Genomic DNA, 26,604 nt, shown 5'->3' on the forward strand with positions numbered 1-26,604 from the left:
TCTCCTCGCTCACCAGATCACCATAGACAACTGACGGAACGTCGGTCAGCGAGTGCGGCCGGTGAACTGCTGCACACGCGGGCCGCGCGGAGGCTCCCTTACAAGGGCGCAGCCCCGCGGGCTAGGGTGGCCCCCGTACAAGCACTCGCGGGAGCCCGGCGCACCGGGCTGAGAGGGAGGCTGGCGGCCTCCGACCGTACGAACCTGATCCGGGTCATGCCGGCGAAGGGAGGGGCTGGACGCCCATGTCGTCACGTACGTCCGACGTCCTCGTCATCGGGGGCGGAATCATCGGCCTGGTCACGGCCTGGCGCGCCGCGCAACGCGGGCTCGCCACGGCTGTGCTGGACCCCGAGCCCGGCGGCGGGGCCGCACGGGTCGCGGCCGGGATGCTGGCCGCGGTCACCGAACTGCACTACGGCGAGGAGACCCTGCTCGCCCTGAACCTGGAGTCCGCCCGCCGCTATCCGGACTTCGCGGCCGAGCTGGCCGAGCTGACCGGCCACGACCTCGGCTACCGCCGCTGCGGCACCCTCGCGGTCGCGCTCGACGCCGACGACCGCGCCCACCTGCGCGAACTGCACGCCCTCCAGCAGCGCTGCGGCCTGGAGTCGGAGTGGCTGTCCGGGCGGGACTGCCGGCGCCTGGAGCCCATGCTCGCGCCAGGGGTGCGCGGCGGGCTGCGGGTCGACGGCGACCACCAGATCGACCCGCGCCGGCTGGCGGCGGCCCTGGTGGCCGCGTGCGAGCACACCGGGGTGGTGTTCCACCGCGCGTGGGCCGAGCGGCTGGACGTCGCCGGGGACCGGGCCGTCGGCGTCACCACCGCGGACGGCACCGAGCTGCGCGCGGATCAGGTGGTGCTCGCGGCCGGAAGCCTGAGCGGACGGCTCCGGGGCGTGCCGGAGGAGCTGCTGCCGCCGGTGCGGCCGGTGAAGGGGCAGGTGCTGCGGCTGACCGTCCCCCGCCACTGCGCGCCGTTCCTGAGCCGCACCGTGCGGGCCGTGGTGCGCGGCAGCCATGTCTACCTGGTGCCCCGGGAGAACGGCGAGCTGGTCGTCGGCGCCACCAGCGAGGAGCTGGGCTGGGACACGACGGTCACCGCGGGGGGCGTGTACGAGCTGCTGCGCGACGCGCACGAGCTGGTCCCCGGGATCACCGAGCTCCCGCTCACCGAGACCCGGGCCGGGCTGCGCCCCGGCTCCCCCGACAACGCACCGCTGCTGGGCCCGTCCGGTCTGCCGGGCCTGCTGCTGGCCACCGGGCACTACCGCAACGGCGTGCTGCTCACGCCGGTCACCGGGGACGTGATGGCCCAGGTGCTGGCCGGCGGCGAGCTGCCCGAGGAGGCCCGCCCGTTCACGCCGAAGCGCTTCGGCGCCGTACTCATGGAGCAGCCCGCATGAACATCTCCGTCAACGGGGAGCACCGGGAGATCACCCCGGGCACCGCTCTCGACACCCTCGTACGGTCCCTCACGCCCGCGCCCTCCGGCGTGGCCGCCGCCCTCAACGAAACCGTCGTCCCGCGTGCGCAGTGGTCCGCCACGGCCCTCTCCGAGGGTGACCGCGTGGAAGTCCTCACCGCCGTACAAGGAGGCTGACCCATGGCCGACGATGTCTTCGTCCTCGGCGGTACGACCTACTCGTCCCGGCTGATCATGGGCACCGGCGGAGCGCCGAGCCTCGACGTGCTGGAGCGGGCGCTGATCGCCTCCGGCACGGAGCTGACCACGGTGGCGATGCGGCGGGTCAATCCCGGGGTGCACGGCTCGGTGCTGTCCGTGCTGGAGAAGCTGGGCATCCGGGTGCTGCCGAACACGGCGGGCTGTTTCACCGCCGGGGAGGCGGTGCTGACCGCCCGGCTGGCCCGGGAGGCGCTGGGCACGGATCTGATCAAGCTGGAGGTCATCGCCGACGAGCGGACGCTGCTGCCGGATCCGGTGGAGCTGCTGGAGGCGGCGGAGACGCTGGTCGACGACGGGTTCACGGTGCTGCCGTACACGAACGACGACCCGGTGCTCGCGCGGAAGCTGGAGGACGTGGGCTGCGCGGCGGTCATGCCGCTGGGCTCGCCGATCGGGTCCGGGCTCGGCATCCGCAACCCGCACAACTTCCAGCTGATCGTGGAGCGGGCGGGGGTACCGGTGATTCTGGACGCGGGGGCCGGTACGGCGTCCGACGTGACGCTGGCGATGGAGCTGGGGTGTGCGGGGGTGATGCTCGCGTCGGCCGTGACGCGGGCGCAGGAGCCGGAGCTGATGGCTGCCGCCATGAAGCACGGGGTGCAGGCGGGGCGGACGGCTCGGCTGGCCGGGCGGATTCCGCGTCGGCACTTCGCCGAGGCGTCGTCTCCTGCGCAGGGCTTGGCCGTGCTTGATCCTGAGCGACCTGCGTTCTGACCCGGCGCTGCCGTTCTGCCTTCTTCTCCCACCCGCGCACCACCCGTTCACGAGTCGTGGAGGAAGCGTCACAGGTCGGCTTCAGTACTGGGCCTGGGGGGCATGGACCCGCGGCGGTGTCGGTGCGTCCTCGTAGACTCGCCTGCGTGGATACGACCCTTCAGGACCCCCTCGTCGGGCAGGTGCTCGACGGCCGATATCGCGTCGACGCGCGGATCGCGGTCGGCGGGATGGCCACGGTCTACCGGGCCCTGGACACCCGCCTCGACCGCGTCCTCGCGCTGAAGGTGATGCACCCGACGCTCGCGGCCGACGCGGGCTTCGTCGAGCGGTTCATACGGGAGGCGAAGTCGGTCGCACGGCTCGCCCACCCCAACGTGGTGCAGGTCTTCGACCAGGGCACCGACGGGTCGTACGTCTACCTGGCGATGGAGTACATCGCCGGGTGCACCCTGCGGGACGTGCTGCGCGAGCGCGGGGCGCTCCAGCCCCGGGCCGCGCTGGACATCCTCGAACCGGTGCTCGCCGCGCTCGGTGGCGCGCACCGGGCCGGGTTCGTGCACCGGGACATGAAGCCCGAGAACGTGCTGATAGGGGACGACGGGCGGGTCAAGGTCGCCGACTTCGGCCTGGTGCGGTCCGTGGACACCGTGACCAGCACGACCGGCACCGTCCTCGGCACCGTCGCCTACCTCGCGCCCGAGCAGATCGAGCAGGGCACCGCCGACCCCCGCGTCGACGTGTACGCGTGCGGTGTCGTCCTCTACGAGATGCTGACCAGCGAGAAGCCGCACCCCGGCGACTCCCCCGCGCAGGTGCTCTACCGGCACATCAACGAGGACGTGCCCCCGCCCTCGGCGCTCGTGCCGGGGCTGCCGTACCAGCTGGACGAGCTGGTCGCCGCGGCGACCGCGCGCACCCCGGACGTCCGGCCGGCCGACGCGGTGGCGCTGCTCGCGCAGGCCCGCGAGGCCCGCGCGGGGCTCACCGACGCGCAGCTGGACGCGCTGCCGCCGCAGGCGCTGTCCGCCGAGCGCGGCATAGCCGAGGACCGCACGAGCGTGATCCCGCGTTCGCTGACCGTGCCCCGCCCGCTGCCGGTCAACGAGGACGAGGACGAGAACCCCGCCCAGGCGGTCGTGCACCACACCAGCCGGCTCCAGGCCCCGCCCTCCCCCACGCTCGGCTTCGCTCGCGCGGGGGGACCCCCATCGCCCCGGCGCAGGTCCCCGCGGCTGCTGCTGACGGTGATCGCCGCCGTACTGGTGGTGTTCGGCGTCGGTGCCGGGGTCTGGTACATCAACTCCGGCCAGTTCACGAAGGTGCCGCCGCTGCTGTCGAAGACCGAGGCGCAGGCCAAGGACCGGCTGAAGCAGGCCGGGCTCGACGTCGGGAAGGTCGAGAAGAAGTACGACGACACGGTCCGGCGCGGCCAGGTGATCAGCACCGACCCGGCGCCCGGCGCCCGGATCCGGGACAACGACTCGGTGACGCTGGTCGTCTCGCTCGGCCCGGAGACGGTGAACGTGCCGAACCTCGCGGGGCAGCCGCTGGACAAGGCGCGCGCCCGGCTGAAGGCGGACGGGCTGGAGCCGGGCATGGTCACCCGGGAGTTCAGCGACGACGTCGACGCGGGGTCCGTGATCGGTACGACCCCGCAGGCCGGCACCAAGCGGCACGCGGGCTCGGCGATCGCGCTCGTGGTCAGCAAGGGCAGCCCGATCGACGTGCCGGACGTCACCGGCAACGACCTGGACAGCGCCCGGCAGACGCTGACCGAGGCGGGGCTGAAGGTGAAGATCGCCGTCGAGCAGGTCAACTCCGAGTACGACAAGGGCAAGGTGGCCCGGCAGTCCCCGGGCGACGGCAGCCAGGCCGCCGAGGGCGACACGGTGACGCTGACGATCTCCAAGGGCCCCGAGATGGTCGAGGTGCCGGACGTGGTCGGGTCGAGTGTCGACGACGCGCACAAGACGCTGGAGGCCGCGGGCTTCAAGGTCGAGGAGGACCGCGGGTTTCTCGGGCTGTTCGGCGACACCGTGAAGAAGCAGTCGGTGGACGGCGGCGAGCAGGCGCCCAAGGGGTCGACCATCACGATCACCATCCGCTGACCTGGCGACTTCCCCGGCGTGTCACCCTGAACGGGTGAGTCAGAAGCAGTCGTCCCTGCCCCAGCGCGTCCAGTCCGCCTCCCCCTCTCTCCTTCGCAATCCCGTCGGCGGGCATGTCCCGGTGGCCGGCGGCCTGCACTCCGTCGGGCTGTCGTACGCCCGTGAGCTGAAGGCCGAGACCGTGCAGGTCTTCGTCGCCAATCCGCGCGGCTGGGCGACCCCGGCCGGGAATCCGCGGCAGGACGAGGCGTTCCGTCAGGCGTGCGCCGAGGAGTCGATCCCGGCGTATGTGCACGCGCCCTACCTGATCAACTTCGGCTCGCACACCGAGGCGACGGTGGAGCGGTCCGTGGAGTCGCTCCGGCACTCGCTGCGGCGCGGGCGGGAGATCGGCGCGCACGGCGTGGTCGTGCACACCGGCAGCGCGACCGGCGGGCGGACACGGGAGGTGGCGCTGCGGCAGGTGCGCGAGCGGCTGCTGCCGCTGCTGGACGAGCTGACCCATGACGACGACCCGTTCCTGCTGCTGGAGTCGACCGCCGGCCAGGGCTTCTCCCTCTGCTCGCGCACCTGGGACTTCGGGCCGTACTTCGAGGCGCTGGACGCCCACTCGAAGCTGGGCGTGTGCCTGGACACCTGCCACATCTTCGCCGCCGGGCACGACCTGACCGGGCCGAGCGGTATGCACCAGACCCTGGATCTGCTGGTGGACACGGTCGGCGAGGGACGGCTGAAGCTGATCCACGCCAACGACTCCAAGGACGTGGTGGGCGCGCACAAGGACCGGCACGAGAACATCGGCGCCGGTCACATCGGCGAGGACCCTTTCCGCATGCTCATGACCCATCCGGCGACCGCGGGCGTGCCGTTGATCATCGAGACGCCCGGCGGCAAGGAGGGGCATGCGGCGGACGTGGAGCGGCTGAAGAAACTGCGTGATCTCTAACCCTGGCGGAATACCCCTGGGGGGTATACGGTTCCGGTGAGTCGAAGGAGCCGTTACTCGGTACAGGGGGATTCCATGGAACACACCGGCCACAGCCACGCGGAGCACACGGAGCACACGGAGCACCACGGTCACGCAGAGCACCACGCGCACCACGGCCACGCCGGCCACACCGGCTCGGTCAGCTGGTCGATGGCCGCGCAGGCCACCCTGCACTGCCTCACCGGCTGCGCCATCGGCGAGGTGCTCGGCATGGTCATCGCCACGGCACTCGGCTGGGGCAACCTGGCGTCGACCGTGCTGGCGATCAGCCTGGCCTTCTTCTTCGGCTACTCGCTCACCCTGCGCGGTGTACTGAAGGCCGGCGTCGACTTCCGTACGGCGTTCCGGGTGGCGCTGGCCGCGGACACCCTCTCCATCGCCGTGATGGAGCTGATCGACAACGGCGTGATCATGGTCTGGCCGTCCGCGATGAACGCGATGCTGAGCGACGCGCTGTTCTGGATCTCGATGGCGGTCTCGCTCGTGCTCGCCTTCATGGTGACCACCCCGGTCAACAAGTGGACGATCGCGCGCGGCAAGGGCCACGCGGTGGTGCACCAGTACCACCACTGACCGCCACGCCAGGAGACGTCAGAGCTCGGGGCCTTCCCCGGGCTCTTCCTGGTAGGAGTAGCGCTGCTCCTTCCAGGGGTCGCCGATGTTGTGGTAGCCGCGCTCCTCCCAGAAGCCGCGGCGGTCGGCGCTCATGTACTCGACGCCCCGCACCCACTTGGGGCCCTTCCAGGCGTACAGGTGGGGCACGATCAGGCGCACCGGGAAGCCGTGCTCGGCGGTGAGGAGTTCGCCGTCCTTGTGGGTGGCGAAGATCGCGCGCTCGGAGGAGAAGTCCGACAGGCGCAGATTCGAGCTGAATCCGTACTCGGCCCACACCATCACATGGGTGACCTCGGGCGCCGGCGGCGCCAGCTCCAGGATCGTCCGGGCCGGGACGCCGCCCCACTCCGCGCCGACCATGCTGAACTTCGTCACGCAGTGCAGATCGGCGACGACGGTGGTGTACGGCAGGGCGGTGAACTCCTCGTGGTTCCACGTGTGCTTGTCACCGTCGGCGGTGGCGCCGAAGACCCGGAAATCCCAGCGCTCGGGCCGGAACTTCGGCACGGGCCCGTAGTGCGTGACCGGCCAGCCGCGCTGGTACCGCTGCCCCGGCGGAAGCTCGGACCCTGCCGTTGCTCCAGACTCGCGCTCCACCGGATGACCCATGTCTCCATCCTGACAGACCTCGGGCAGTGCCCTTGACCACCCGTCCACCAATCGGACAATGCAGCCAAGTCGGCACGTACTTACTAAGTGCACACTTACTGGACGATCTTGACCTCCGGTGCAATCATGCCGCCGCATACTCCCCCGTCCCCACGTGTGGAAGGAGCCGCTGCGATGCAGGGCGACCCTGAGGTCATCGAGTTCCTCAACGAGCAGCTCACCGGCGAGCTGACCGCGATCAACCAGTACTTCCTGCACTCGAAGATGCAGGAGAACTTCGGCTGGCCCAAGCTCGCGAAGTACACGCGGCACGAGTCCTTCGACGAGATGAAGCACGCGGAGGTGCTCACCGACCGCATCCTGTTCCTGGAGGGGCTGCCCAACTACCAGCGGCTGTTCCATGTGCGGGTCGGGCAGACCGTGAAGGAGATGTTCGAGGCCGACCGGCAGATCGAGGTGGAGGCGATCGACCGGCTCAAGCGGGGCATCAAGGTGATGCGCGAGAAGGGCGACATCACGTCCGCGAACATCTTCGAGGACATCCTCGCCGACGAGGAGCACCACATCGACTACCTCGACACCCAGCTGGACCTGGTGGAGAAGCTCGGCGAGGCGCTCTACATCGCGCAGCTGGTCGAGCAGCCGGAGAGCTAGGGAGCGGCAGAGCTAGGCGGCCTCGTCCAGAGCGGCGGGGGCGGACAGCTCCGCCAGCACCGGCTTGCCCTGGTCGGCCAGCTCACGGCGCGGGCACGCGCCACGGCCCAGGAGGGCCTGGATCCGGCGTACGCACGAACCGCAGTCCGTGCCCGCCTTGCAGGCGGACGCTATCTGGCGGGGGGTGCAGGCACCGTCCTCCGCGTGCTGCTTGACCTGCGCCTCGGTGATGCCGAAGCAGCTGCAGACGTACACGCGGTTCACCTCCCGACGGGATCGCTCTATGTGGTGCCGTCCCCTTGATCGGTGAGGCTAACCTAACCTTACCCGTCGCGAAGAAGTCGCAAAAGTGCAAAGGGGCGCGGATCCCATGTGATCCGCGCCCCACGCAATGAGCAATTACTGGTCCCGGTACATCTCCGCGACCAGGAACGCCAGATCCAGCGACTGGCTGCGGTTCAGGCGGGGGTCGCAGGCCGTCTCGTAGCGCTGGTGCAGGTCGTCGACGAAGATCTCGTCGCCGCCGCCCACGCACTCGGTGACGTCGTCGCCGGTCAGCTCCACGTGGATGCCGCCCGGGTGGGTGCCGAGACCCTTGTGGACCTCGAAGAAGCCCTTGACCTCGTCCAGCACGTCGTCGAAGCGGCGCGTCTTGTGGCCGGAGGCCGCCTCGAAGGTGTTGCCGTGCATCGGGTCGGTCACCCAGGCCACCGTCGCGCCGGACGCCGTGACCTTCTCCACCAGCTCGGGGAGCTTGTCGCGGATCTTGTCGGCGCCCATGCGGACGATGAAGGTCAGCCGGCCCGGCTCCCGCTCGGGGTCGAGGCGGTCGATGTACTGCAGCGCCTCCTCGGCCGTCGTGGTCGGGCCGAGCTTGATGCCGATCGGGTTCCTGATCTTCGAGGCGAACTCGATGTGCGCGCCGTCCATCTGCCGGGTGCGCTCACCGATCCACACCATGTGCGCCGAGACGTCGTACAGCCGGCCGGTGCGCGAGTCCACGCGGGTCAGCGCCGACTCGTAGTCCAGCAGCAGCGCCTCGTGCGAGGAGAAGAACTCGACCGTCTTGAACTCTTCCGGGTCCGTGCCGCAGGCCCGCATGAAGTTCAGCGCGTTGTCGATCTCCCGCGCCAGCTGCTCGTAGCGCTGCCCGGACGGGGAGGACTTCACGAAGTCCTGGTTCCAGGCGTGTACCTGGCGCAGGTCGGCGTAACCGCCGGTGGTGAAGGCACGCACCAGGTTCAGCGTCGAGGCGGACGCGTTGTACATCCGCTTCAGGCGCTCGGGGTCCGGGACGCGGGCGGCCTCGTTGAAGTCGAAGCCGTTGACCGAGTCGCCGCGGTAGGTGGGCAGCGTGACGCCGTCGCGGGTCTCGGTGCCCTTGGAGCGGGGCTTGGAGTACTGGCCGGCGATCCGGCCCACCTTCACGACGGGCACGGAGGCCGCGTAGGTCAGGACGGCGCCCATCTGGAGCAGCGTCTTGAGCTTGTTGCGGATGTGGTCGGCGGACACCGCGTCGAAGGCCTCGGCGCAGTCGCCGCCCTGGAGAAGGAACGCCTCTCCCTTGGCGACGGCCGCCATCCGGGCGCGCAGCTGGTCACACTCGCCCGCGAAGACGAGCGGCGGATACGACTCGAGGTCCGCGATCACTGCGCGCAGAGCCTCGGGGTCGGGGTACTCGGGCTGCTGCGCCGCGGGCAGGTCTCGCCAGGTGTTGCCAGCGCTGGGGCTGGTCTTAGCGTTCACGGTCACGTCCTAAACACTACGGGGTCGAGCCGCATGAGTTTTGTGCGGCTCGATGGGTGAGACGAGATGGTCGTTTTCTGGACGTCCTGGGTGCGGTAGGGTTCGCGGCATGTTCGCGCTTACTGTCCAGAACTGGTGGTGGACCGCTACTCCGGCGGCCCACTGATTCGCGCGCACACAGACTTCGCGAAGGCCGCCCGAGGGGCGGCCTTCGGCGTTTCCGGGGTCGTTCCTCACCGACATCGACGGAAGAGGAACCATGGACCTGTCCCAGCTCGCGCACGACGACCGCCCCTTCGCCCTGCTCCGCCGCCGCACACCCGGCCGGGACGAGGACGTGGTGGAGCTGCTGCTCGGCCCGGTGAGCAGCCGCGACCGGCTGGCCGACCTGCCCGACGAGTGCCTCGCCCTCGTCCCCTTCCGGCAGATCCGCGAGCGCGGCTTCGACGTCCGCGACGACGGCACCCCGCTGCTGGTGCTGACGCCTGAGGAGTCGTACGAGTTCCCGCTCGCCGAGGCCGTCGAGGCGCTCCCCGGGCACGCGGTGCGGGTCGAGGGCGGCGGCTTCGACGTCGGCGACGAGGAGTACGCCGAGATCGTCGGCCGGGTGCTCGGCGAGGAGATCGGCCGGGGCGAGGGCGCGAACTTCGTGATCCGGCGGACGTATGAAGGGAAGATCGAGGGGTTCTCGAGGGCCGACGCCCTCGCGCTGTTCCGGCGGCTGCTGGAGGGCGAGCGGGGCGCGTACTGGACCTTCGTCGTCCACACCGGAGAACAGAAAGGGCCCGAAGGGCCTTCCTCAGAAGGGCGGGGGTGGGTGACGGGCGGGCACACGCTGGTCGGCGCCAGCCCCGAGGTGCACGTCCGCATGTCCGGCGGGACCGTCGTCATGAACCCCATCAGCGGGACGTACCGGTATCCCGCCGAGGGGCCGACGCCGGAGCATCTGCTCGGTTTCCTCGCCGACGGCAAGGAGATCGAGGAGCTGTCGATGGTCGTCGACGAGGAGCTGAAGATGATGTGCACCGTCGGCGACATGGGCGGGGTCGTCGTAGGGCCCCGGCTGAAGGAGATGGCGCACCTCGCGCACACCGAGTACGAGCTGCGCGGCAGGTCCTCCCTGGATGTGCGGGAGGTGCTGAAGGAGACTATGTTCGCGGCGACGGTCACCGGGTCGCCGGTGCAGAACGCGTGCCGGGTGATCGAGCGGCACGAGGTCGGTGGACGCGGGTACTACGCGGGGGCGCTGGCGCTGCTCGGCAGTGACTCCGGGGGCGCGCAGACGCTGGACTCCCCCATCCTGATCCGCACCGCCGACATCTCCGCCGACGGCCGGCTGCGCGTCCCGGTCGGGGCGACGCTGGTGCGCGGCTCGGACCCGGCGGGCGAGGTGGCGGAGACCCACGCGAAGGCGGCGGGCGTGCTGGCGGCCCTCGGGGTACGGCCGTCCCGGCCGCGCGCGGAGCGCCGGCGGCCCCGCCTCGCCGACGACCCGCGGGTGCGGGCCGCGCTGGACGGGCGCCGCTCGTCGCTGGCGCCGTTCTGGCTGCGGATGCAGGAGCGGTCGGCGGCGCTGGAGGGACATGCTCTGGTGGTCGACGGGGAGGACACCTTCACGGCGATGCTCGCGCATGTGCTGCGGTCGAGCGGGCTGGACGTCACCGTCCGGCGGTACGACGAGCCCGGGCTGCGGGAGGCCGTGCTCGCGCACGAGGGACCGGTCGTCCTCGGGCCCGGCCCGGGTGACCCCGGCGACCTGGACGACCCCAAGATGCGCTTCCTGCGTGCCCTGGCCGCCGAAGTGATCGGGGTGCACCGGCACGGTGTCCTCGGGGTCTGCCTGGGGCACGAGCTGATCGCGGCGGAGCTGGGGCTGGAGATCGTCCGGAAGGAGATCCCCCACCAGGGGGCGCAGACCACGATCGACCTGTTCGGGAGGGCGGAGACCGTCGGCTTCTACAACAGCTTCGTGGCGCACTGCGACGAGGAGGCGGCACGGGAGCTGGCCGCGCACGGGGTGGAGGTGAGCCGGGCGGAGAACGGGGAGGTGCATGCGGTACGGGGTCCGGGCTTCGCCGGGGTGCAGTTCCACCCGGAGTCGGTCCTGGCGCTGAACGGGGCCGCGGTCGTACGGGAACTGGTCGGTCAGCTGCGCCGTACGACCGTGTAGCCGTCCCGGGCCGCCGTCAGCCGAAGAACACCCCGACCTCCTCGTACAGCTTCGGGTCCACCGTCTTGAGCTTGGCGGTGGCCTCGGCGAGGGGGACGCGGACGATGTCGGTGCCGCGCAGGGCGACCATCTTCCCGAAGTCGCCCTCGCGGACGCAGTCGATGGCGTGCAGACCGAAGCGGGTGGCGAGCCAGCGGTCGAAGGCGCTGGGGGTGCCGCCGCGCTGGACATGGCCGAGAACCGTCGTCCGGGCCTCCTTGCCCGTGCGCTTCTCGATCTCCTTGGCCAGCCACTCGCCGACCCCGGACAGCCGGACGTGCCCGAAGGAGTCCAGCGACCCGTCCTTGAGGACCACGTCGCCGTCCTTCGGCATGGCACCCTCGGCGACGACGACGATCGGCGCGTACGACGCCTTGAAGCGGGAGGTCACCCAGGCGCACACCTGGCCGACGTCGAAGCGGTGCTCGGGGATGAGGATCACGTTCGCGCCGCCGGCCAGGCCCGAGTGGATGGCGATCCAGCCGGCGTGCCGGCCCATCACCTCCACGACCAGGACCCGCATATGGGACTCGGCGGTGGTGTGCAGGCGGTCGATGGCCTCGGTGGCGATGTTGACGGCGGTGTCGAAGCCGAAGGTGTAGTCGGTGGCGGACAGGTCGTTGTCGATGGTCTTCGGCACGCCGACGCAGGGCACGCCGTACTCGCCGGACAGCCGCGCGGCCACCCCGAGGGTGTCCTCGCCGCCGATCGCGACGAGGGCCTCGATCTCCAGCTTGGCCAGGTTCTCCTTGATACGGCGGATGCCGTTCTCCTGCTTGAGGGGGTTGGTCCGCGAGGAGCCGAGGATGGTGCCGCCGCGGGGCAGGATGCCGCGCACCGCGGGGATGTCGAGGCGCATGGTGTCGCCTTCGAGGGGGCCGCGCCAGCCGTCCCGGAAGCCGACGAAGTCGTATCCGTACTCCTGCACGCCCTTGCGGACGACGCCCCGGATGACGGCGTTGAGCCCGGGGCAGTCGCCGCCTCCGGTCAGTACTCCGACCCGCATGGAAATGTCCCTTCGCCACACTTGCCTGACGGAGGGTCACGGTAATGGTGATCCGCGTCACATGGTGAGAGGCGGGCAGGGCAATTCCGGTGAATTGTGAGGTGGTTGGTTTACTCGTCCTACTCTCGTCCTACTCTCGTCCTACTCGTCCTACGCGTCGTCGAGCCCGCGCTCGATCGCGTACCGCACCAGCTCCACCCTGTTGTGCAGCTGGAGCTTGCCGAGGGTGTTCTGGACGTGGTTCTGCACCGTGCGGTGGGAGATGACGAGGCGTTCGGCGATCTGCTTGTAGCTCAGGCCCTTGGCGACGAGGCGCAGTACCTCCGTCTCCCGGTCCGTCAGCCGGGGTGCGCCGGGCTCGTCGGTGTCCGGAGCGGACGCGGGTTCGGAGGCCAGGCGCCGGTACTCGCCGAGGACCAGACCGGCCAGGCCCGGGGTGAACACCGGGTCGCCGACGGCGGTACGGCGCACCGCGTCCAGCAGTTCCTCCGTCGAGGCCGACTTCAGCAGGTAGCCGGTCGCGCCGGACTTCACCGCCTCCAGGACGTCGGCGTGCTCGCCGCTCGCGGACAGCACGAGGACGCGCAGGGCGGGGTTGTGGCCGACCAGTTCCTTGCACACCTGGACGCCGGGCTTGGCGGGCAGGTTGAGGTCCAGCACGAGGACGTCGGGCCCTGCGGCCTTGGCCCGGCGCACCGCCTGTTCGCCGTCGCCGGCGGTGGCGACCACCTCGAAGCCGGACTCGCTCAGGTCCCGGGCGACCGCGTCGCGCCACATGGGGTGGTCGTCCACCACCATGACCTTGATCGGGCCCTGCTGCTCGCTCATCGCTTCTCCGCCTTCCCCCGCGCCCGTACGGCGCCCTTCGGTACCTTCAGTTCGACTTCCGTGCCCTGCCCGGGGACCGAGATCAGCTCGGCGCTGCCGCCCAGGTCGCGCAGCCGCCCCCGGATCGACTGGGCCACCCCGAGCCGGCCCTCGCCCTCGGCCTGGGCGAGCCGGCCCTCGGGGATGCCGGGGCCGTCGTCCCGGACGGTCACGATGACGTCGTCGGGCTCGTCCTCCAGCAGGATCCAGGCCTGGGCGTCCTCCCCGGCGTGCCTGCGCACATTGTCCAGGGCGGCGCCGACCGCCGCGGCCAGCTCCCGGGCCGCGGGGCGCGGCAGCGGCACCGGAGCGCCGGGCTCGGCCAGGCTGACCCGGGCGCCCGCGTAGGGGGCGAGCAGGGAGCGCAGGTCGAGCGGGCCGTCGGCCGGATCGTCGTCGGGCTCCTCGACCGCGCGGACGACCGCTCCGGCGGAGGCGTCCTCCGACACCCGGGAGACCGGCAGCAGACCGCCGGTGACCAGGGTGCGCAGCGCCACCTCCTGCTCCCCGGCCAGCCGCCCCAGCTCGGCCGCCTCCCCGCCGAGGGCCGTGCCGCGCCGTTTCACCATGGCCAGCACCTGGAGCACGCTGTCGTGGATGTCCCGGGCCAGCCGCTCCCGCTCCCGGGTCGCGGCCTCGATCTCCAGGGCGCGGGCGAGGGTGCGCTCGGAGGCGCGGGCGACCTCCACGACGTAGCCGATGGCGATGGAGGCGATCCAGACCAGCAGGACGGCGTGTATCGTCGCCCGGCTCGGGGCGCCCCGCTGGACGACGTTGGCGATGGCGACCGGCGTCGAGGCCAGCGCCGCCCAGCGCCAGCCGCCCTTGAGCGCGAAGCCCAGGACCACGCCGGCCGTCCATATCGACGGCAGCGTCGGAGTGCCCGCGACGATGCGCGCGTGGGAGGCGGCGACCGGCGTGAGAAGGACGCCGGTGAGCGCGATGGTCAGGTCGGCGGCGAGGAAGCGCCGGGTGCAGTGCGCGGCGCTCGCGACCTTGGGCAGCGTGGCCAGGGTCCACACGAAGAGGACCGCGTAGTAGCCGACGGCGACCCAGGGGTGCGCGAACTTGCCGTACCGGTACGCGAACAACGCGATCGCATACAGCATCGTCAGGACGCGGTATCCGGCGAGAGCACGCCACATCGGCTGCTCGACGGACATCCTCATGACGCGCTCGCGCTTGGCCACCGCAACCCCCCGATCCCCCGGACTCCCCCGACGCCTCGGCCTCCCGGGCTCCCCCGGCTAGGCCTCGGCCTTCTTCTCCGCCTCCTTGGCGGCCTTCTCCGCGTCCTTGGCCGCCTTCGCCGCATCGGCTATCTGACGCTTGGCGGCGGTCGCGTACATGTCGACGTACTCCTGGCCGGAAAGCTTCATGATCTCGTACATGACCTCGTCGGTCACCGCGCGCAGCACGAACCGGTCGTGCTCCATGCCCTGGTACCGGCTGAAGTCCAGCGGCTTGCCGATCCGGATGCCCGGCCGCATCAGCTTCGGCACGACCTTGCCGGGCGGCTGGATCTTCTCGGTGTCGATCATCGCCACGGGGATGACCGGAGCGCCGGTGGCGAGCGCCACGCGCGCGAGGCCGCCGGGCTTGCCCCGGTACAGGCGGCCGTCGGGCGAGCGGGTGCCCTCGGGATAGATCCCGAACAGCTCGCCGCGTTCCAGCACCTCTATGCCGCTCTTGATCGCCGCCTCGCCGGCGCCGCGCGCCCCGGAGCGGTCCACCGGGAGCTGTCCGACGCCCTTGAAGAAGGCGGCGGTCAGCCGGCCCTTGACGCCGGGGGTGGTGAAGTACTCGGCCTTCGCGATGAAGGTGACCTTGCGGTCGAGGACCGCCGGCAGGAAGAAGGAGTCCGAGAAGGACAGGTGATTGCTCGCCAGAATGGCGGGGCCCTCGGCCGGAATGTTCTCCAGTCCCTCCACCCAGGGCCTGAAGGCGACCTTCAGCGGCCCTCCGATGGCGACCTTCATCGTTCCGTACAACACCCGTGTGCCTCCTGTTTCCGTCGATCAGACCTTAACCCGGAGCACTGTCAATGACGCCGACGACCCTGGTCGGTGTCAGTGCGGTCGCGTACGGTGAAGCACATGCCACTTCTCCCCGGAGCCGAGCCGTACCGCCACGAGGGCGGGGAGGTGGGGATCCTCCTCTGTCACGGCTTCACCGGCTCACCCCAGTCGCTGCGCCCCTGGGCGGAGCACCACGCGGCCCGCGGCCTGACCGTGTCGCTGCCCCTGCTGCCCGGACACGGCACCCGCTGGGAGGACATGCAGCTCACCGGCTGGCAGGACTGGTACGCGGAGGTGGACCGCGAGCTGCGCCTGCTCACCGAGCGCTGCTCCCGGGTCTTCGTGGCGGGCCTGTCGATGGGCGGGGCCCTCGCCCTCAGGCTGGCCGCCCGGCACGGCGAGCGGGTCGCCGGCGCGGTGGTCGTCAACCCGGCGAACAAGGTGCACGGCCTGTCGGCGTACGCCCTTCCGGTGGCCCGGCATCTCGTGCGGACGACGAAGGGCATCGCCAGCGACATCGCCAAGGGCGGCGCGGCGGAGCTGGGCTACGACCGGGTGCCGCTGCACGCGGCGCACTCCCTGCGGGTGTTCCTGCGCCGCCTGGACGGCGAGCTGCCCCAGGTGACCCAGCCGCTGCTGGTGCTGCGCAGCGCCCAGGACCACGTCGTGCCGCCGTCCGACCCGATGCGCGTGCTGAGCCGGGTGTCGTCCACGGACGTGACCGAGATAGTGCTGGAACAGAGCTACCACGTGGCGACGTTGGACTATGACGCGGACCGGATCTTCGAGGAGAGCCTTGCCTTCGTCGGCCGGCTCGCACCCAGTGTCGGCAAGGGCAAGGAAGGGACGGCGGCAGTTGGCTGAGCACGAGTCCGATCGCGAGGACCGCGAGCCGGACGAGCAGGGGGTGCCCTTCGACGAGGACGCCGCGTGGCGGGCCATCGTGGCCGGGTACGGCGAGGAGCCGCCGGATCCGCCGGGCGCCCGGCCGTTCAAGCCGGTGGAGGATCTCGCGCTGCCGGAGATGGTCACGGACGACTCCGCGGAGGAGCAGCCCGCCCGGCCGCTGGGCAGCTCGGTCTCGTTCGCGCCCGGCGTCGGCCCGCGCGACTACACGGCACCCGAGCCGTCCGACGACGACTTCGACGAGGACGACGAGGGGCACTTCGTACCGCCCGAGCCGCCGCCGCTGCCGGCCACCGACACCACCGCCAGGTTCGCCTGGCTGGGCGTCGTCGGCGGGCCGATCCTGCTCCTGCTGGCCGTGCTGTTCGGCTGGGAGATGACCTGGTGGCTGGCGACCCTCGGCATCGGCGGCTTCCTCGGCGGCTTCGTGACGCTGGTGGCGCGGATGCGGACGGACGAGGACGGGCACGACGATCCGGGGCGGGGCGCGGTTGTCTGAGCGACGCCTATCCCGGTGAGATTCTGAGGGCGGCCAGGACCGGGAGGTGGTCCGTGGCCGCCCTCAGATCCGTCTCCGTGATGCCGGGGTGGCCGATCGGCACCCCGCAACCCAGGACCTCGATGTCCTTGGTGGCGAAGATCGCGTCGATACGGCCGTGGGGCTCGGTATGCGTCCAGGTTGCCTCGCCGCCCCAGGGAGCCGTGGCCCGGCAGTCCTGGAGGCCGGCGGAGAGGCGGCGGAAGGTGGGGCCCTCGGGGCGCTCGTTGAGGTCGCCGCCCGCGACGGCGTGCTCGACGCCCATTCCGGCGAGCCGGTCGAGGAGCATGCCGCCCTGCGCGTACCGCTCGTCCTTCTGGAGGCTGAGGTGACAGCTGAGGACGCCGAGGCGGGCGCCGCCGATCCGGATCACCGCCGTGGCGAAACCGCGCCGGTGGAGTCCGGGGGTGAGCGGGAGGAGGACGTCTTCCGTGCGCTCGACGGTGACGCGGAGGCTGCACAGGACCGCCGGTCCCGCGGCTGTGGCGCCCCCGGTGAGGATGACCAGGCCCGAGGCCGCTGCCAGCCGCCCCAGTTTCTTGCGCCAGCGGAAGAAGCGGGGGGCTTCCTGGACGAGGACCAGGTCGGGGGCGCAGGCGGTGATGACTCTGGCCAGGTCGTCCGTGTCGTCGCGCATCGAGCGGATGTTGTAGCTCAGGACCCGGATGACAGCGGAACCGTCCGATTCCGTACGGGAGTTGGGCAGCAGCATGACGGTCAACATACGACGGTGCCCGCCGTTCCGGGACCGGACGCGGCGGGCACTGTCGGATCGGGCTCACTACATGATCGGGTCGGGCTCCCGGGCCAGGTCGGCCGCTCCGACGAGGCCGGCCTTGTTGCCCAGCTCGGCCGCGATCACGTCGGCGACCGGACGCCAGTTGCCGCCGACCAGCCAGCGCTTGTAGGACTTGCGGATCGGGTCGAGGACCAGTTCGCCCTCGTCGGAGAGGCCGCCGCCGACGATGAACGCGGACGGGTCGAAGAGGGAGGCCAGGTCGGCCAGGCCCGCGCCGACCCAGCGGGCCAGCTCGCGGTACGAGTCCACGGCGACCGGGTCGCCCTGGCGGGCGGCGATGGAGATGTGCTTGCCCTCGATGCCGTCGGGGGTGCCGTCGCCGAGGGCGAGCAGGGTCTCGGCCAGGTCGGGGGTGGCGTTGGCGCGCTGCTTGGCGTAGCGGACCAGGGCGCGGCCGGAGGCGTACTGCTCCCAGCAGCCCTGCGAGCCGCAGCCGCACAGCAGGCCGTCCGGGACCATGCGGATGTGGCCGAACTCGGCGGCCACGCCGAAGTGGCCGCGGCGCAGCTTGTTGCCGATGATGATGCCGCCGCCGAGGCCGGTGCCGAGGGTGATGCAGATGACGTTGCGGTGGCCCTTGCCGGCACCGAACTTGTACTCGCCCCATGCAGCGGCGTTGGCGTCGTTCTCGACCACGACCGGGAGGCCCACGCGGGCCTCGACCTTCTCCTTGAGCGGCTCCTGACGCCAGAGGATGTTGGGCGCGAAGTAGACGGTGGAGCGCTGCCGGTTGACGTAACCGGCCGCACCGATGCCCACGCCGACGATCTCGTGGCCGGCGCGCGCGCCCTCGACGGCGGAGGCGATGGCGTCCACGATCGCCTCGGGCGTGCCCGGGGTCGGCACCTTGTGCGTCGAGAGGATGTTGCCTTCCTCGTCGACCACGCCGGCCGCGATCTTGGTGCCGCCGATGTCGACGCCGATGGTGAGTCCCATGAATCCCTCAGTTCGGTCGAGCCCCGCTACGGCCAACCGTACCCGAGGCCCTGCCGGGGAAGGGCTTCAGTCCAAGTCGATGCGTTGCCCCGGACCGGTGTCCTCGCCGGGGTCGCGGCGCTCGCTCCGGTCGCCCTTGAGGTCGGCCGCACCGGTGGTCCAGCGGGTCTCGTGGGTATGGACGGCGGAGCGGTAGGCGGCGAGCAGCTCGGTGCCGGCCGCGGCCAGGTGGTCGAAGACGTCCGGGTTGCGCTCTATCACGGGCTCCACGGTGGCCTTGGCCTGCTGGACGACCTGCCGTACCACCTGGTGGGCGACGGGTCCGGCGAGGGCTCCGAGGAGCGGGGACCGGAGGCCGGACAGCTTGTCGGCGACCGTGTCCACGAGCTTCTTCAGCTCCTCGGCGGCGGAGCCGAGGGGCGGGCCGTTCTCGGCGCGGCGGCGGGCCTTCTCGGCGGCGAGGTCCTCGGCGCAGGCCTTGGCCCAGGCGTCGGCGTCGGTCGCCCGCGGCTGCTCCTCAAGGGGGTCGGGTGCGGGACGCTCTTCGCTCATGGCGGACTCCTGACTACGGTTCGCACCTTCGACGTTACCCGAACGGGCGTACGCGGTTCACCGTCCGGGCGCGGGCCACAGGCCGGGATCGGGGGCGAACCGGATGCGCAGCACGCCCTCGCGCAGCGCGGCTCCGGCGACCGTGCAGCGGCGCAGCGCCGACGGCAGCGAAACGATCCGGCGGAAGGGGCCCGCCGTGATCACGAGTTCGTCGCCGCGCCGGATCAGGTCGAGCTGCTCGCGTATCGCGCCGGGCAGCGGGACGTTCCAGACCAGCACGCCGTCCTCGGCGATGCGGTCCATGACGGGCCACTCGACCGGGTCGGGCACGGAGTTGACGCCGGGCACGGCGAGCGCGCCGAGGTCGTCCGTGCCCTGCGGGTCGCGGCCCAGGTGGGGGACGGTGTGGACGTCGTACGACTGCTCCCAGTCGGCGACGGCCTTGCATTGCTGGGCTAGGAGCCCCGCGAACCAGGTGTCCGGCGCGGTCTCGGGCAGGACGCGGTTGGCGAGCAGGGCCTCGACGGGCAGGGCGCGCAGGGCGAGGCCGAGGGTGGCGGTGCGGACGGCGTCGGCGCCGGCCGGGCCGGGTTCGGCGACGAGCCGTACGGCGGTGTTCCGGTCGGTGAGGACGGCCTCGACGGCGGCGAGTTCGACGTCCCAGCGGGCCGCCGTCTCGTACAGCCAGTCGGCGGGCATGGGGACGCCGGCCAGCCGGCCGAGGACGGGGCGCAGGGCGCGGGCCGCCTGCCGCTCGGGCGGGAGCAGGCGGCGCAGATAGCGGCGCAGTTCCTCGGGGAGGGCGAGCAGGGCGAGGGCCTGCGACAAGGGCGGGAGGTCGACGACGAGGAGGTCGTAGCGCTCGGAGAGGGCGGCGTCACGCAGCGCGCGCAGGAAGGACAGCTCCTCGGCGCCGGGCAGCGGGGTGACCTCCTCGGCGTCCAGCCGGGCCGCGCCGAGCAGGTCGAGGACGTTCCGGGCGCGGGCCTGGAAGGCGGTGAGGTCCTCGCGGAAGCGGCCGGCCGCGTCGGGCCGCCAGGTGGTGAGGTGCTCGGTGACCTCGGCGGGACTCGCTCCTGTCTCGGCTCCCAGGGCCGCGCCGAGGGTGTCGGTGCGGTCCGCGGTGAGGACGAGGGTGCGGACGCCCTCGCGGGCGGCGCGCAGCGCGGTGGCGGCGGCGACGGTCGTACGGCCGCTGCCGCCCGGGCCCGTGATCAGGATGGTGCGCATGAGGCTGAACGGTAACGGAGGGCAGCGGCGACCGGCGCTGCGCTTCCCGCTACTTCTCGCCCGACTCCACCCTCTTCTTCAGGCCCGCCAGCGCCCGGTCGATGATGACCTTCTCCGCCTTGCGCTTGATCATGCCGAGCATGGGGATCTTGACGTCGACGGTGAGCTGGTAGGTGACCTCGGTGGCCTGGGAGCCGGCCGGCTTGAGGAGGTAGGAGCCGTCCAGGGAGCGCAGCATCTGGGACTTCACCAGGGTCCAGGAGACGGCGTGCTCGCCGGTCCAGGTGTAGGCGAGGGTCTGGTCGTCCTTGATGGCACCGGCGTCCATGACGAGACGCACCTGCTCGGCGCGGCCCCGGCCGTCGGTGGCGAGGACCTCCGCCTCCTTCACCTCGCCGGTCCAGTCCGGGTAGCGGGCGAAGTCGGCGATGACCGCCATGACCTCGGCCGGAGCCGCCTCGATCGTGATGCTCGAACTGGTGTGTTCCGCCATCGCCGTGGCTCCTCCAGATGCGGACCTAAGAGTGTGCAGCGTGAAGGCTACCGCGCGCCCGACCTGCCGCCTTCACCGCGTCCGCGTCGTTGCTCCCTCACCATTCCAGCGCCCAGGGCCGGCCCGTCCCGGCGAAGTGCCCCACGTTCACGCACTCGGTCGCGCCGATCCGCATCCGCCGGGCGAGCGGCTGGTGGACGTGGCCGAAGAGGGAGTAGCGGGGGCGGGTGCGCCGGATCGCGGCCAGCAGGGCGCGGCTCCCGCGCTCGAAGCGGCGCGCGACCGTGTCGTAGACCAGCTCGGGGACCTCCGGCGGGATGTGCGTGCACAGCACGTCGACCTCGCCGACCGCCTCGATCTTCGCCGCGTACTCCTCGTCGTCGATCTCGTACGGCGTCCGCATCGGGGTGCGCAGTCCGCCGCCGACGAAGCCGAAGGTCCAGCCGCCGATCTCCACCCGCTCGCCGTCCAGCACCGTGGTGCCCGGCCCGGCGTACTCGCTCCACAAAGGCGGCATGTCGACATTTCCGTAGGTGGCGTACGTCGGGGTCGGGAATGCCGCGAACATCTCGGTGTACTGCTTGCGCACGGCCTTCTCGATGGCGACGGCCCGGTCCGAGCCGAGGCCGCCCCACAGCCGGGCGCCGAAGTCGCGGGCCTCCTCGAAGCGGCGCGCGGTGCGCAGTTCGACGATACGGTCGGCGTTCTCCTTGCCGAACAGGTCGGGGAAGATGCCGCGCGAGTGGTCGGCGTAGTCGAGGAAGAGCACGAGGTCGCCGAGGCAGATCAGGGCGTCGGCACCCTCGCCTGCGCGGGCCAGGTCACGGGCGTTGCCGTGCACGTCGCTGACCACGTGGACGCGTGTCCTTCGGTTCCCTGAGCGTGTGGATGCCATGGCGATCAAGCGTAGGCGTGTGCGATGTGCGTGAACAGTGGCAGCCCGGCCTGCGGCTACTCGCCGGTTGGGAAAGGGGTGGACTACTGTGCGCGAAGGAACGCCAACCCGTGTGACGCAGCGAACATCTCGCCGGGACCCCCTGTCGGGGAAGCCATACCGACCGGTAACGTCCGGGCCGTCCAGTCGTGCTCTGGTTTTCAACATGTGAATACCGCATGTGCCGACCGGAGCACCGCCCGAGCCTTGGACCGCACCGTCGCATCACACAGTGTCGTGGCGCCGGCGCCCTATGAGGAGCAGCAGTCTTGCGCGAGTTCAGCCTTCCGGCTTTGTACGAGGTCCCTGCGGACGGCAATCTGACCGACATCGTCCGCAGAAACGCCGCGCAGCATCCCGACGTCGCCGTCATCGCGCGTAAGGCGGGCGGCGCCTGGCAGGACGTGACGGCGCGCGAGTTCCTGGCCGAGGTGCACACCGCCGCCAAGGGCCTGATCGCGGCCGGCGTACAGCCGGGCGACCGGGTCGGCCTGATGTCCCGCACCCGCTACGAGTGGACGCTGCTGGACTTCGCGATCTGGAGCGCGGGCGCGGTCACCGTGCCCGTGTACGAGACCAGCTCGCCGGAGCAGGTGCAGTGGATCCTGTCCGACTCGGGCGCCACGGCCTGCATCGTGGAGCTGGACAACCACGCGGCGGCCGTGGAGTCGGTGCGCGACACGCTGCCCGCCCTCAAGCACGTCTGGCAGATCGAGGCCGGCGGTGTGGAGGAGCTGGGGCGGCTCGGGCAGGACGTCTCGGACGAGACCGTCGAGGAGCGCAGCTCGATCGCGAAGGCCGACGACCCGGCGACCATCGTCTACACGAGCGGTACGACCGGACGCCCCAAGGGCTGTGTGCTGACCCACCGCAGCTTCTTCGCGGAGTGCGGCAACATCGTGGAGCGGCTGCGCCCCCTGTTCCGTACCGGCGAGTGCTCGGTGCTGCTCTTCCTGCCGCTCGCGCACGTCTTCGGCCGGCTCGTGCAGATCGCCCCGATGATGGCGCCGATCAAGCTGGGCTGCGTCCCGGACATCAAGCACCTCACCGACGAGCTGGCCGCCTTCCGGCCGACGCTGGTCCTCGGCGTCCCGCGCGTCTTCGAGAAGGTCTACAACTCGGCGCGCGCCAAGGCGCAGGCGGACGGCAAGGGCGCGATCTTCGACAAGGCGGCGGACACCGCGATCGCCTACAGCAAGGCGCTGGACAGCGCCTCCGGTCCGTCGTTCGGCCTGAAGGTCAAGCACAAGGTCTTCGACAAGCTGGTCTACAGCAAGTTGCGCGCGGTCCTCGGCGGCCGGGGCGAGTACGCCATCTCCGGCGGCGCCCCGCTGGGCGAGCGGCTCGGCCACTTCTTCCGGGGCATCGGCTTCACGGTGCTGGAGGGCTACGGCCTGACCGAGTCCTGCGCGGCGACCGCGTTCAACCCCTGGGACCGGCAGAAGATCGGCACGGTCGGTCAGCCGCTGCCCGGCTCGGTGGTGCGGATAGCGGACGACGGCGAGGTGCTGCTGCATGGCGAGCACCTGTTCAAGGAGTACTGGAACAACCCGGGCGCGACGGCGGAGGCGCTGGCCGACGGCTGGTTCCACACCGGTGACATCGGCACCCTGGACGAGGACGGCTACCTCAGGATCACCGGCCGGAAGAAGGAGATCATCGTCACCGCGGGCGGCAAGAACGTGGCCCCGGCGGTGATCGAGGACCGGATCCGGGCGCACGCCCTGGTCGCGGAGTGCATGGTGGTCGGTGACGGGCGGCCGTTCGTGGGCGCGCTGGTCACCATCGACGAGGAGTTCCTGGGCCGTTGGGCCGCCGAGCACGGCAAGCCGGCGGGCTCCACCGCGGCGTCGCTGCGCGAGGACCCGGATCTCATCGCTGCGATCCAGACGGCCGTCGACGACGGCAACGCCGCGGTGTCAAAAGCGGAATCGGTGCGGAAGTTCCGCATTCTGTCCTCCCAGTTCACGGAGGATTCGGGCCACCTCACCCCGTCGCTGAAGCTCAAGCGGAACGTGGTGGCGAAGGACTACGCGGACCAGATCGAGGCGATCTACGCGAAGTAGTACGGGTAGTACGCCTGTTGACGGTGTGTCATGGCGCGGTGTCCTCGACGAGGACCCGCGCCATGGTGCGTTCGGCGAGCGCGGTGATGGTGACGAAGGGGTTCACGCCGATCGAGCCGGGCACGAGCGAGCCGTCGGTGACGTACAGCCTCGAATACCCCTTCACGCGGCCGTAGTCGTCGGTCGCCCGGCCCAGCACGCAGCCGCCCAGCGGGTGGTAGGTGAAGTCGTCGGCGAAGATCTTGCTGGTCGAACCGAAGAGGTCGTACCGGTAGATCGTCGCGTTGGCCAGGTTGATGCGGTCGAACAACTTCTTGGCCATGCCCACCGACACCGCGCTCTGGGCGGGCGTCCAGCCGAGCTTCACCCTGCCGGACGCGGAGTCGTACGTGAACGAGGCCCGCTCCGGGTTCTTGGTGATCGCCAGATAGAGGCTGATCCAGTGCTCGAACCCCATGGGCAGCGGGGCGATCTCGGCGAAGACCGGGTTGTCGGCGTTGGCCCAGTCGTCGATGCCCATCACCGGCATGGTGGCCTGGTTCGCGCCGACGGTGTCCCATATGTGGTTGGCGCGGCCGAGCATGGTGTTGCCGTTGGTGCCCCAGCCGGCGCCCACGCTCGGGTCCAGGTCCGGCAGGGTGCCGGTGTCCCGGGCGCGGACGAGGAGTTCGGTGGTGCCGAGGCTGCCGCCGCCGAGGAACAGGTACGTGCAGCTGTACTGCTTGGTCTCGACGACGGTGCCGGTGTTGTCGATGCGGTCGGCGGTCAGGACGTACGACCCGTCGCCGGCCCGCGTGATCGCCCTGACCTTCTCCAGGGTGTGGAGGGTGACGTTGCCGGTGCCGAGGGCGGCGGCGAGGTAGGTCTTGTCGAGGCTGCGCTTGCCGTAGTTGTTGCCGTAGATGACCTCGCCGGCGAGCGCGGACTTCGTGGCCGTGCCGGCGGCCTCGCGCTGCATGTAGTCGAAGTCGTAGACGTTGGGCACGAAGGTGGTCTTCAGGCCGGCGTTGGCGGCGGCCTTGCGGGAGGTGCGGGTGAACCTGTACCACTCGGTCGACTCGAACCAGGCCGGGTCGACGGTGTTGACGCCGAGCATGGCGCGGGCGCGCGGGAAGTGGTTGACGTACATGTCGTCGGCGTCGACGGTCGGGAACTGCTCGGCGAAGTAGGACTTGAGCGGGGTGACCGCCATGCCGCCGTTGACGAGGGAGCCGCCGCCTACGCCGCGGCCGACGTACACGGACATGTTGTCGTAGTGCACGCGGTCCAGGGTGCCGGGGTAGGGGTTGATGGCCTTGTTGACGACGTCCAGCCACAGGAAGGTGGCGAGGGGGGCCTCGGTGCGGGTGCGGAACCACATGGAGCGCTGGTCGGGGGCGCTGGTGGAGCAGAACACCTTGCCGTCGGTGCCGGCGGTGTTCCACAGCCGCCCCATCTCCAGGACGAGGGTGCGGATGCCGGCCTGGCCGAGCCGGAGTGCGGCGACCGCGCCACCGTAGCCCGAACCGACCACGATGGCCGGGGAGTTGTCGACGGCGGCCGGTTCGACGGCGTGGGCGGACTGGAGACCGATACGGGTGAGGCCGGCCGTGGCGGCGGCCTGGAGGGCGATCATGCCCAGGATGTGACGTCTGGTCAGCTGATGCTGCGTCAGTTTTGCTGTCATGCGCGCAGCATCGGCGGATTATCTCCTTCTGGCTAGAGGAGTTCCTTCAACTTCTCCGCCAAGAGGTCCCAGCGCCACTTCTCCTCCACCCACTGGCGTCCCCGCTCCCCCATCCGGCGCCGTAGTTCCGCATCCTGGAGCAGGACGACGATGCGCTCGGCGGTGTCGTCCACGGAGTCGCCGCGTACGACCCAGCCGGTCTCGCCGTCCAGGACCGCGTCCGGCGCGCCGCCGGAGTCGCCCGCGACGACCGGGAGGCCGGTGGCGGAGGCTTCCAGGTACACGATGCCGAGGCCCTCGACGTCGAGGCCGCCGCGGCGGGTGCGGCAGGGCATGGCGAAGACGTCCCCGGCGCCGTAGTGCGCGGGCAGCTCGGACCAGGGCACGGCGCCGGTGAAGCGGACCGAGGCCTCGACGCCGCTCTCGCGGGCCAGCCGGCGCAGGTCCCGCTCGTACGGGCCGCCGCCGACGATCAGCAGGACCGCGTCCGGCTCGTCGGCGAGGATGCGGGGCATGGCCTTGATCAGGGTGTCCTGGCCCTTGCGCGGGACCAGCCGGGAGACGCACACCACGACGGGCCGGTCGGTGAGGCCGAGCCGCGCGCGCACCTCCTCGCCGCCGGAGGCGGGGTGGAAGGTCTTCTCGTCGACCCCGGGCGGCAGCTGCACCATCCGGCCCGCCGCGTGCGGGGTGAGCGCGGTGGCGATGCGGGAGCGGGTGTACTCGCCCAGATAGGTGATCGCGTCCGTCGACTCCCCGATCCGGCGCAGCAGTTGGCGCGCGGCGGGCAGCTGGGCCCAGCCGGCCTCGTGCCCGTGGGTGGTCGCCACCAGCCGCTTCGCCCCGGCCGCCCGCAGTGTGGGCGCCATCAGCCCGAGCGGCGCGGCGGCCCCGAACCACACCGAGGTGCAGCCGTGCTCGCGCAGCAGCCCGACCGCCCGCCGGGTGGCCTGCGGGGTGGGCAGCAGCATGGTCGTACGGTCGCGTACGACGGTGAACGGCTGCTCGGCGTCGAAGGCGGCGGTGGCCTCGACACCCTCCCGGCTCCGCTTCCAGGTGGAGGCGTACACGACGAGCCGCCCCGGGTCCAGCCGGAGGGCCATGTTGTGCAGGAAGGCCTGGATGCCGCCCGGCCGGGGCGGGAAGTCGTTGGTGACGATCAGGGTCTTGTGCATTGCTGCCGACCCTACCCAATCGCCGTTCCGCCGCACCCGGCCGCCGAGCCCGCGCCACGCCCCGCCGAGTCCGCGCCACGCACCG

General features: G+C 71.2%; 27 protein-coding genes and 1 riboswitch. Of the genes, 12 read left to right on the top strand and 15 right to left on the bottom strand.

The window, feature by feature from the left end; all coding sequences use genetic code 11:
- Window positions 1-137: 137 nt before the first annotated feature.
- A riboswitch (TPP riboswitch) is annotated at window positions 138-248 on the top strand.
- The 6 genes from thiO to ACWD35_RS15025 all read left to right on the top strand — a co-directional run bounded on the left by thiO (window position 246) and on the right by ACWD35_RS15025 (window position 6,073).
- Window positions 246-1,406 carry a glycine oxidase ThiO gene (gene thiO, locus ACWD35_RS15000; protein WP_451351631.1) on the top strand — a complete coding sequence of 387 codons (1,161 nt, stop codon included), beginning with the start codon at window positions 246-248 and terminating at the stop codon, window positions 1,404-1,406. (Overlaps the previous riboswitch by 3 nt.)
- Window positions 1,403-1,603 (top strand): sulfur carrier protein ThiS, encoded by a 201-nt coding sequence (gene thiS / locus ACWD35_RS15005; protein WP_451351632.1) that lies wholly within the window; start codon window positions 1,403-1,405, stop codon window positions 1,601-1,603. The genes thiO and thiS overlap by 4 nt, the downstream gene beginning before the upstream one ends.
- 3 nt (window positions 1,604-1,606) lie before the next feature.
- Window positions 1,607-2,401 carry a thiazole synthase gene (locus tag ACWD35_RS15010; RefSeq protein WP_451351633.1) on the top strand — a complete coding sequence of 265 codons (795 nt, stop codon included), beginning with the start codon at window positions 1,607-1,609 and terminating at the stop codon, window positions 2,399-2,401.
- Window positions 2,402-2,547: 146 nt separating this feature from the next.
- Window positions 2,548-4,512 (top strand): Stk1 family PASTA domain-containing Ser/Thr kinase, encoded by a 1,965-nt coding sequence (gene pknB, locus ACWD35_RS15015; protein ID WP_451351634.1) that lies wholly within the window; start codon window positions 2,548-2,550, stop codon window positions 4,510-4,512.
- 34 nt (window positions 4,513-4,546) lie between these two features.
- Complete coding sequence (locus ACWD35_RS15020; protein ID WP_451351635.1) at window positions 4,547-5,458, top strand: deoxyribonuclease IV; 912 nt, start codon at window positions 4,547-4,549, stop codon at window positions 5,456-5,458.
- A gap of 75 nt (window positions 5,459-5,533) precedes the next feature.
- Window positions 5,534-6,073 carry a DUF4396 domain-containing protein gene (locus ACWD35_RS15025; RefSeq protein ID WP_451351636.1) on the top strand — a complete coding sequence of 180 codons (540 nt, stop codon included), beginning with the start codon at window positions 5,534-5,536 and terminating at the stop codon, window positions 6,071-6,073.
- Window positions 6,074-6,091: 18 nt separating this feature from the next.
- Here ACWD35_RS15025 and ACWD35_RS15030 read toward each other — a convergent pair whose 3' ends face one another.
- Window positions 6,092-6,724: a sulfite oxidase-like oxidoreductase gene (locus tag ACWD35_RS15030; protein WP_451351637.1), complete on the bottom strand. Its 633-nt coding sequence runs from the start codon at window positions 6,722-6,724 to the stop codon at window positions 6,092-6,094.
- A gap of 174 nt (window positions 6,725-6,898) precedes the next feature.
- On the opposite strand from ACWD35_RS15030, the gene bfr reads away from it, so the two are divergent.
- Entirely contained in the window at window positions 6,899-7,378 is a 480-nt protein-coding gene (bfr, locus tag ACWD35_RS15035) for a bacterioferritin (RefSeq protein ID WP_451351638.1), read from the top strand.
- 12 nt (window positions 7,379-7,390) lie between these two features.
- On the opposite strand, the gene ACWD35_RS15040 is transcribed toward bfr, so the two are convergent.
- Together ACWD35_RS15040 and ACWD35_RS15045 are read right to left on the bottom strand one after the other, a co-directional pair.
- Window positions 7,391-7,642 carry a (2Fe-2S)-binding protein gene (locus tag ACWD35_RS15040; RefSeq protein WP_451351639.1) on the bottom strand — a complete coding sequence of 84 codons (252 nt, stop codon included), beginning with the start codon at window positions 7,640-7,642 and terminating at the stop codon, window positions 7,391-7,393.
- Window positions 7,643-7,777: 135 nt separating this feature from the next.
- Complete coding sequence (locus ACWD35_RS15045) at window positions 7,778-9,130, bottom strand: class II 3-deoxy-7-phosphoheptulonate synthase (RefSeq protein WP_451351640.1); 1,353 nt, start codon at window positions 9,128-9,130, stop codon at window positions 7,778-7,780.
- Between the two features lie 103 nt (window positions 9,131-9,233).
- Here ACWD35_RS15045 and ACWD35_RS15050 point away from each other — a divergent pair, with 103 nt between their 5' ends.
- The gene (locus ACWD35_RS15050) at window positions 9,234-9,290 is read left to right on the top strand and encodes a trp operon leader peptide (protein ID WP_451351741.1); all 57 of its coding nucleotides are present in this window, start codon (window positions 9,234-9,236) and stop codon (window positions 9,288-9,290) included.
- Window positions 9,291-9,383: 93 nt separating this feature from the next.
- On the top strand, window positions 9,384-11,294 hold the full coding sequence (locus ACWD35_RS15055; RefSeq protein WP_451351641.1) for an anthranilate synthase family protein: 1,911 nt from the start codon (window positions 9,384-9,386) through the stop codon (window positions 11,292-11,294).
- Window positions 11,295-11,310: 16 nt separating this feature from the next.
- Here ACWD35_RS15055 and ACWD35_RS15060 read toward each other — a convergent pair whose 3' ends face one another.
- The 4 genes from ACWD35_RS15060 to ACWD35_RS15075 form a co-directional block, all read right to left on the bottom strand.
- Window positions 11,311-12,339 carry a 6-phosphofructokinase gene (locus ACWD35_RS15060; RefSeq protein ID WP_451351642.1) on the bottom strand — a complete coding sequence of 343 codons (1,029 nt, stop codon included), beginning with the start codon at window positions 12,337-12,339 and terminating at the stop codon, window positions 11,311-11,313.
- A 150-nt stretch (window positions 12,340-12,489) separates the two neighbouring features.
- The gene (locus tag ACWD35_RS15065; RefSeq protein ID WP_451351643.1) at window positions 12,490-13,167 is read right to left on the bottom strand and encodes a response regulator; all 678 of its coding nucleotides are present in this window, start codon (window positions 13,165-13,167) and stop codon (window positions 12,490-12,492) included.
- Window positions 13,164-14,396, bottom strand: coding sequence for a MacS family sensor histidine kinase (gene macS / locus ACWD35_RS15070; RefSeq protein ID WP_451351644.1), 1,233 nt, complete (start codon window positions 14,394-14,396; stop codon window positions 13,164-13,166). The genes ACWD35_RS15065 and macS overlap by 4 nt, the downstream gene beginning before the upstream one ends.
- A gap of 57 nt (window positions 14,397-14,453) precedes the next feature.
- Window positions 14,454-15,185 (bottom strand): lysophospholipid acyltransferase family protein, encoded by a 732-nt coding sequence (locus ACWD35_RS15075; RefSeq protein WP_451351742.1) that lies wholly within the window; start codon window positions 15,183-15,185, stop codon window positions 14,454-14,456.
- Window positions 15,186-15,302: 117 nt separating this feature from the next.
- Between ACWD35_RS15075 and ACWD35_RS15080 the strand changes: the two genes are divergently transcribed.
- On the top strand, window positions 15,303-16,088 hold the full coding sequence (locus ACWD35_RS15080; RefSeq protein ID WP_451351645.1) for an alpha/beta hydrolase: 786 nt from the start codon (window positions 15,303-15,305) through the stop codon (window positions 16,086-16,088).
- Window positions 16,081-16,629, top strand: coding sequence for a hypothetical protein (locus ACWD35_RS15085; protein WP_451351646.1), 549 nt, complete (start codon window positions 16,081-16,083; stop codon window positions 16,627-16,629). Before ACWD35_RS15080 ends, ACWD35_RS15085 begins: the two co-directional genes overlap by 8 nt.
- Before the next feature lie 7 nt (window positions 16,630-16,636).
- Here the strand turns inward: ACWD35_RS15085 and ACWD35_RS15090 are convergent, their stop codons facing one another.
- The 6 genes from ACWD35_RS15090 to ACWD35_RS15115 form a co-directional block, all read right to left on the bottom strand.
- Complete coding sequence (locus ACWD35_RS15090) at window positions 16,637-17,392, bottom strand: endonuclease/exonuclease/phosphatase family protein (protein WP_451351647.1); 756 nt, start codon at window positions 17,390-17,392, stop codon at window positions 16,637-16,639.
- A 57-nt stretch (window positions 17,393-17,449) separates the two neighbouring features.
- Window positions 17,450-18,403 (bottom strand): ROK family glucokinase, encoded by a 954-nt coding sequence (locus ACWD35_RS15095; RefSeq protein ID WP_451351648.1) that lies wholly within the window; start codon window positions 18,401-18,403, stop codon window positions 17,450-17,452.
- Window positions 18,404-18,469: 66 nt separating this feature from the next.
- On the bottom strand, window positions 18,470-18,955 hold the full coding sequence (locus ACWD35_RS15100; RefSeq protein WP_451351649.1) for a DUF5304 domain-containing protein: 486 nt from the start codon (window positions 18,953-18,955) through the stop codon (window positions 18,470-18,472).
- 57 nt (window positions 18,956-19,012) lie between these two features.
- Window positions 19,013-20,185, bottom strand: a complete 1,173-nt coding sequence (locus ACWD35_RS15105; RefSeq protein ID WP_451351650.1) for an ArsA family ATPase — start codon at window positions 20,183-20,185, stop codon at window positions 19,013-19,015.
- A 49-nt stretch (window positions 20,186-20,234) separates the two neighbouring features.
- Complete coding sequence (locus tag ACWD35_RS15110; protein WP_451351651.1) at window positions 20,235-20,678, bottom strand: SRPBCC family protein; 444 nt, start codon at window positions 20,676-20,678, stop codon at window positions 20,235-20,237.
- 97 nt (window positions 20,679-20,775) lie between these two features.
- On the bottom strand, window positions 20,776-21,573 hold the full coding sequence (locus tag ACWD35_RS15115; protein ID WP_451351652.1) for a metallophosphoesterase family protein: 798 nt from the start codon (window positions 21,571-21,573) through the stop codon (window positions 20,776-20,778).
- A 308-nt stretch (window positions 21,574-21,881) separates the two neighbouring features.
- On the opposite strand from ACWD35_RS15115, the gene ACWD35_RS15120 reads away from it, so the two are divergent.
- Window positions 21,882-23,678 (top strand): AMP-dependent synthetase/ligase, encoded by a 1,797-nt coding sequence (locus ACWD35_RS15120; protein ID WP_451351653.1) that lies wholly within the window; start codon window positions 21,882-21,884, stop codon window positions 23,676-23,678.
- 28 nt (window positions 23,679-23,706) lie between these two features.
- Here ACWD35_RS15120 and ACWD35_RS15125 read toward each other — a convergent pair whose 3' ends face one another.
- Both ACWD35_RS15125 and ACWD35_RS15130 read right to left on the bottom strand, forming a co-directional pair.
- Window positions 23,707-25,344, bottom strand: coding sequence for a GMC oxidoreductase (locus ACWD35_RS15125; RefSeq protein ID WP_451351654.1), 1,638 nt, complete (start codon window positions 25,342-25,344; stop codon window positions 23,707-23,709).
- Window positions 25,345-25,376: 32 nt separating this feature from the next.
- The gene (locus ACWD35_RS15130; protein WP_451351655.1) at window positions 25,377-26,519 is read right to left on the bottom strand and encodes a glycosyltransferase family 4 protein; all 1,143 of its coding nucleotides are present in this window, start codon (window positions 26,517-26,519) and stop codon (window positions 25,377-25,379) included.
- Window positions 26,520-26,604 lie beyond the last annotated feature (85 nt).

This window comes from Streptomyces sp. NPDC002671, assembly GCF_053592475.1.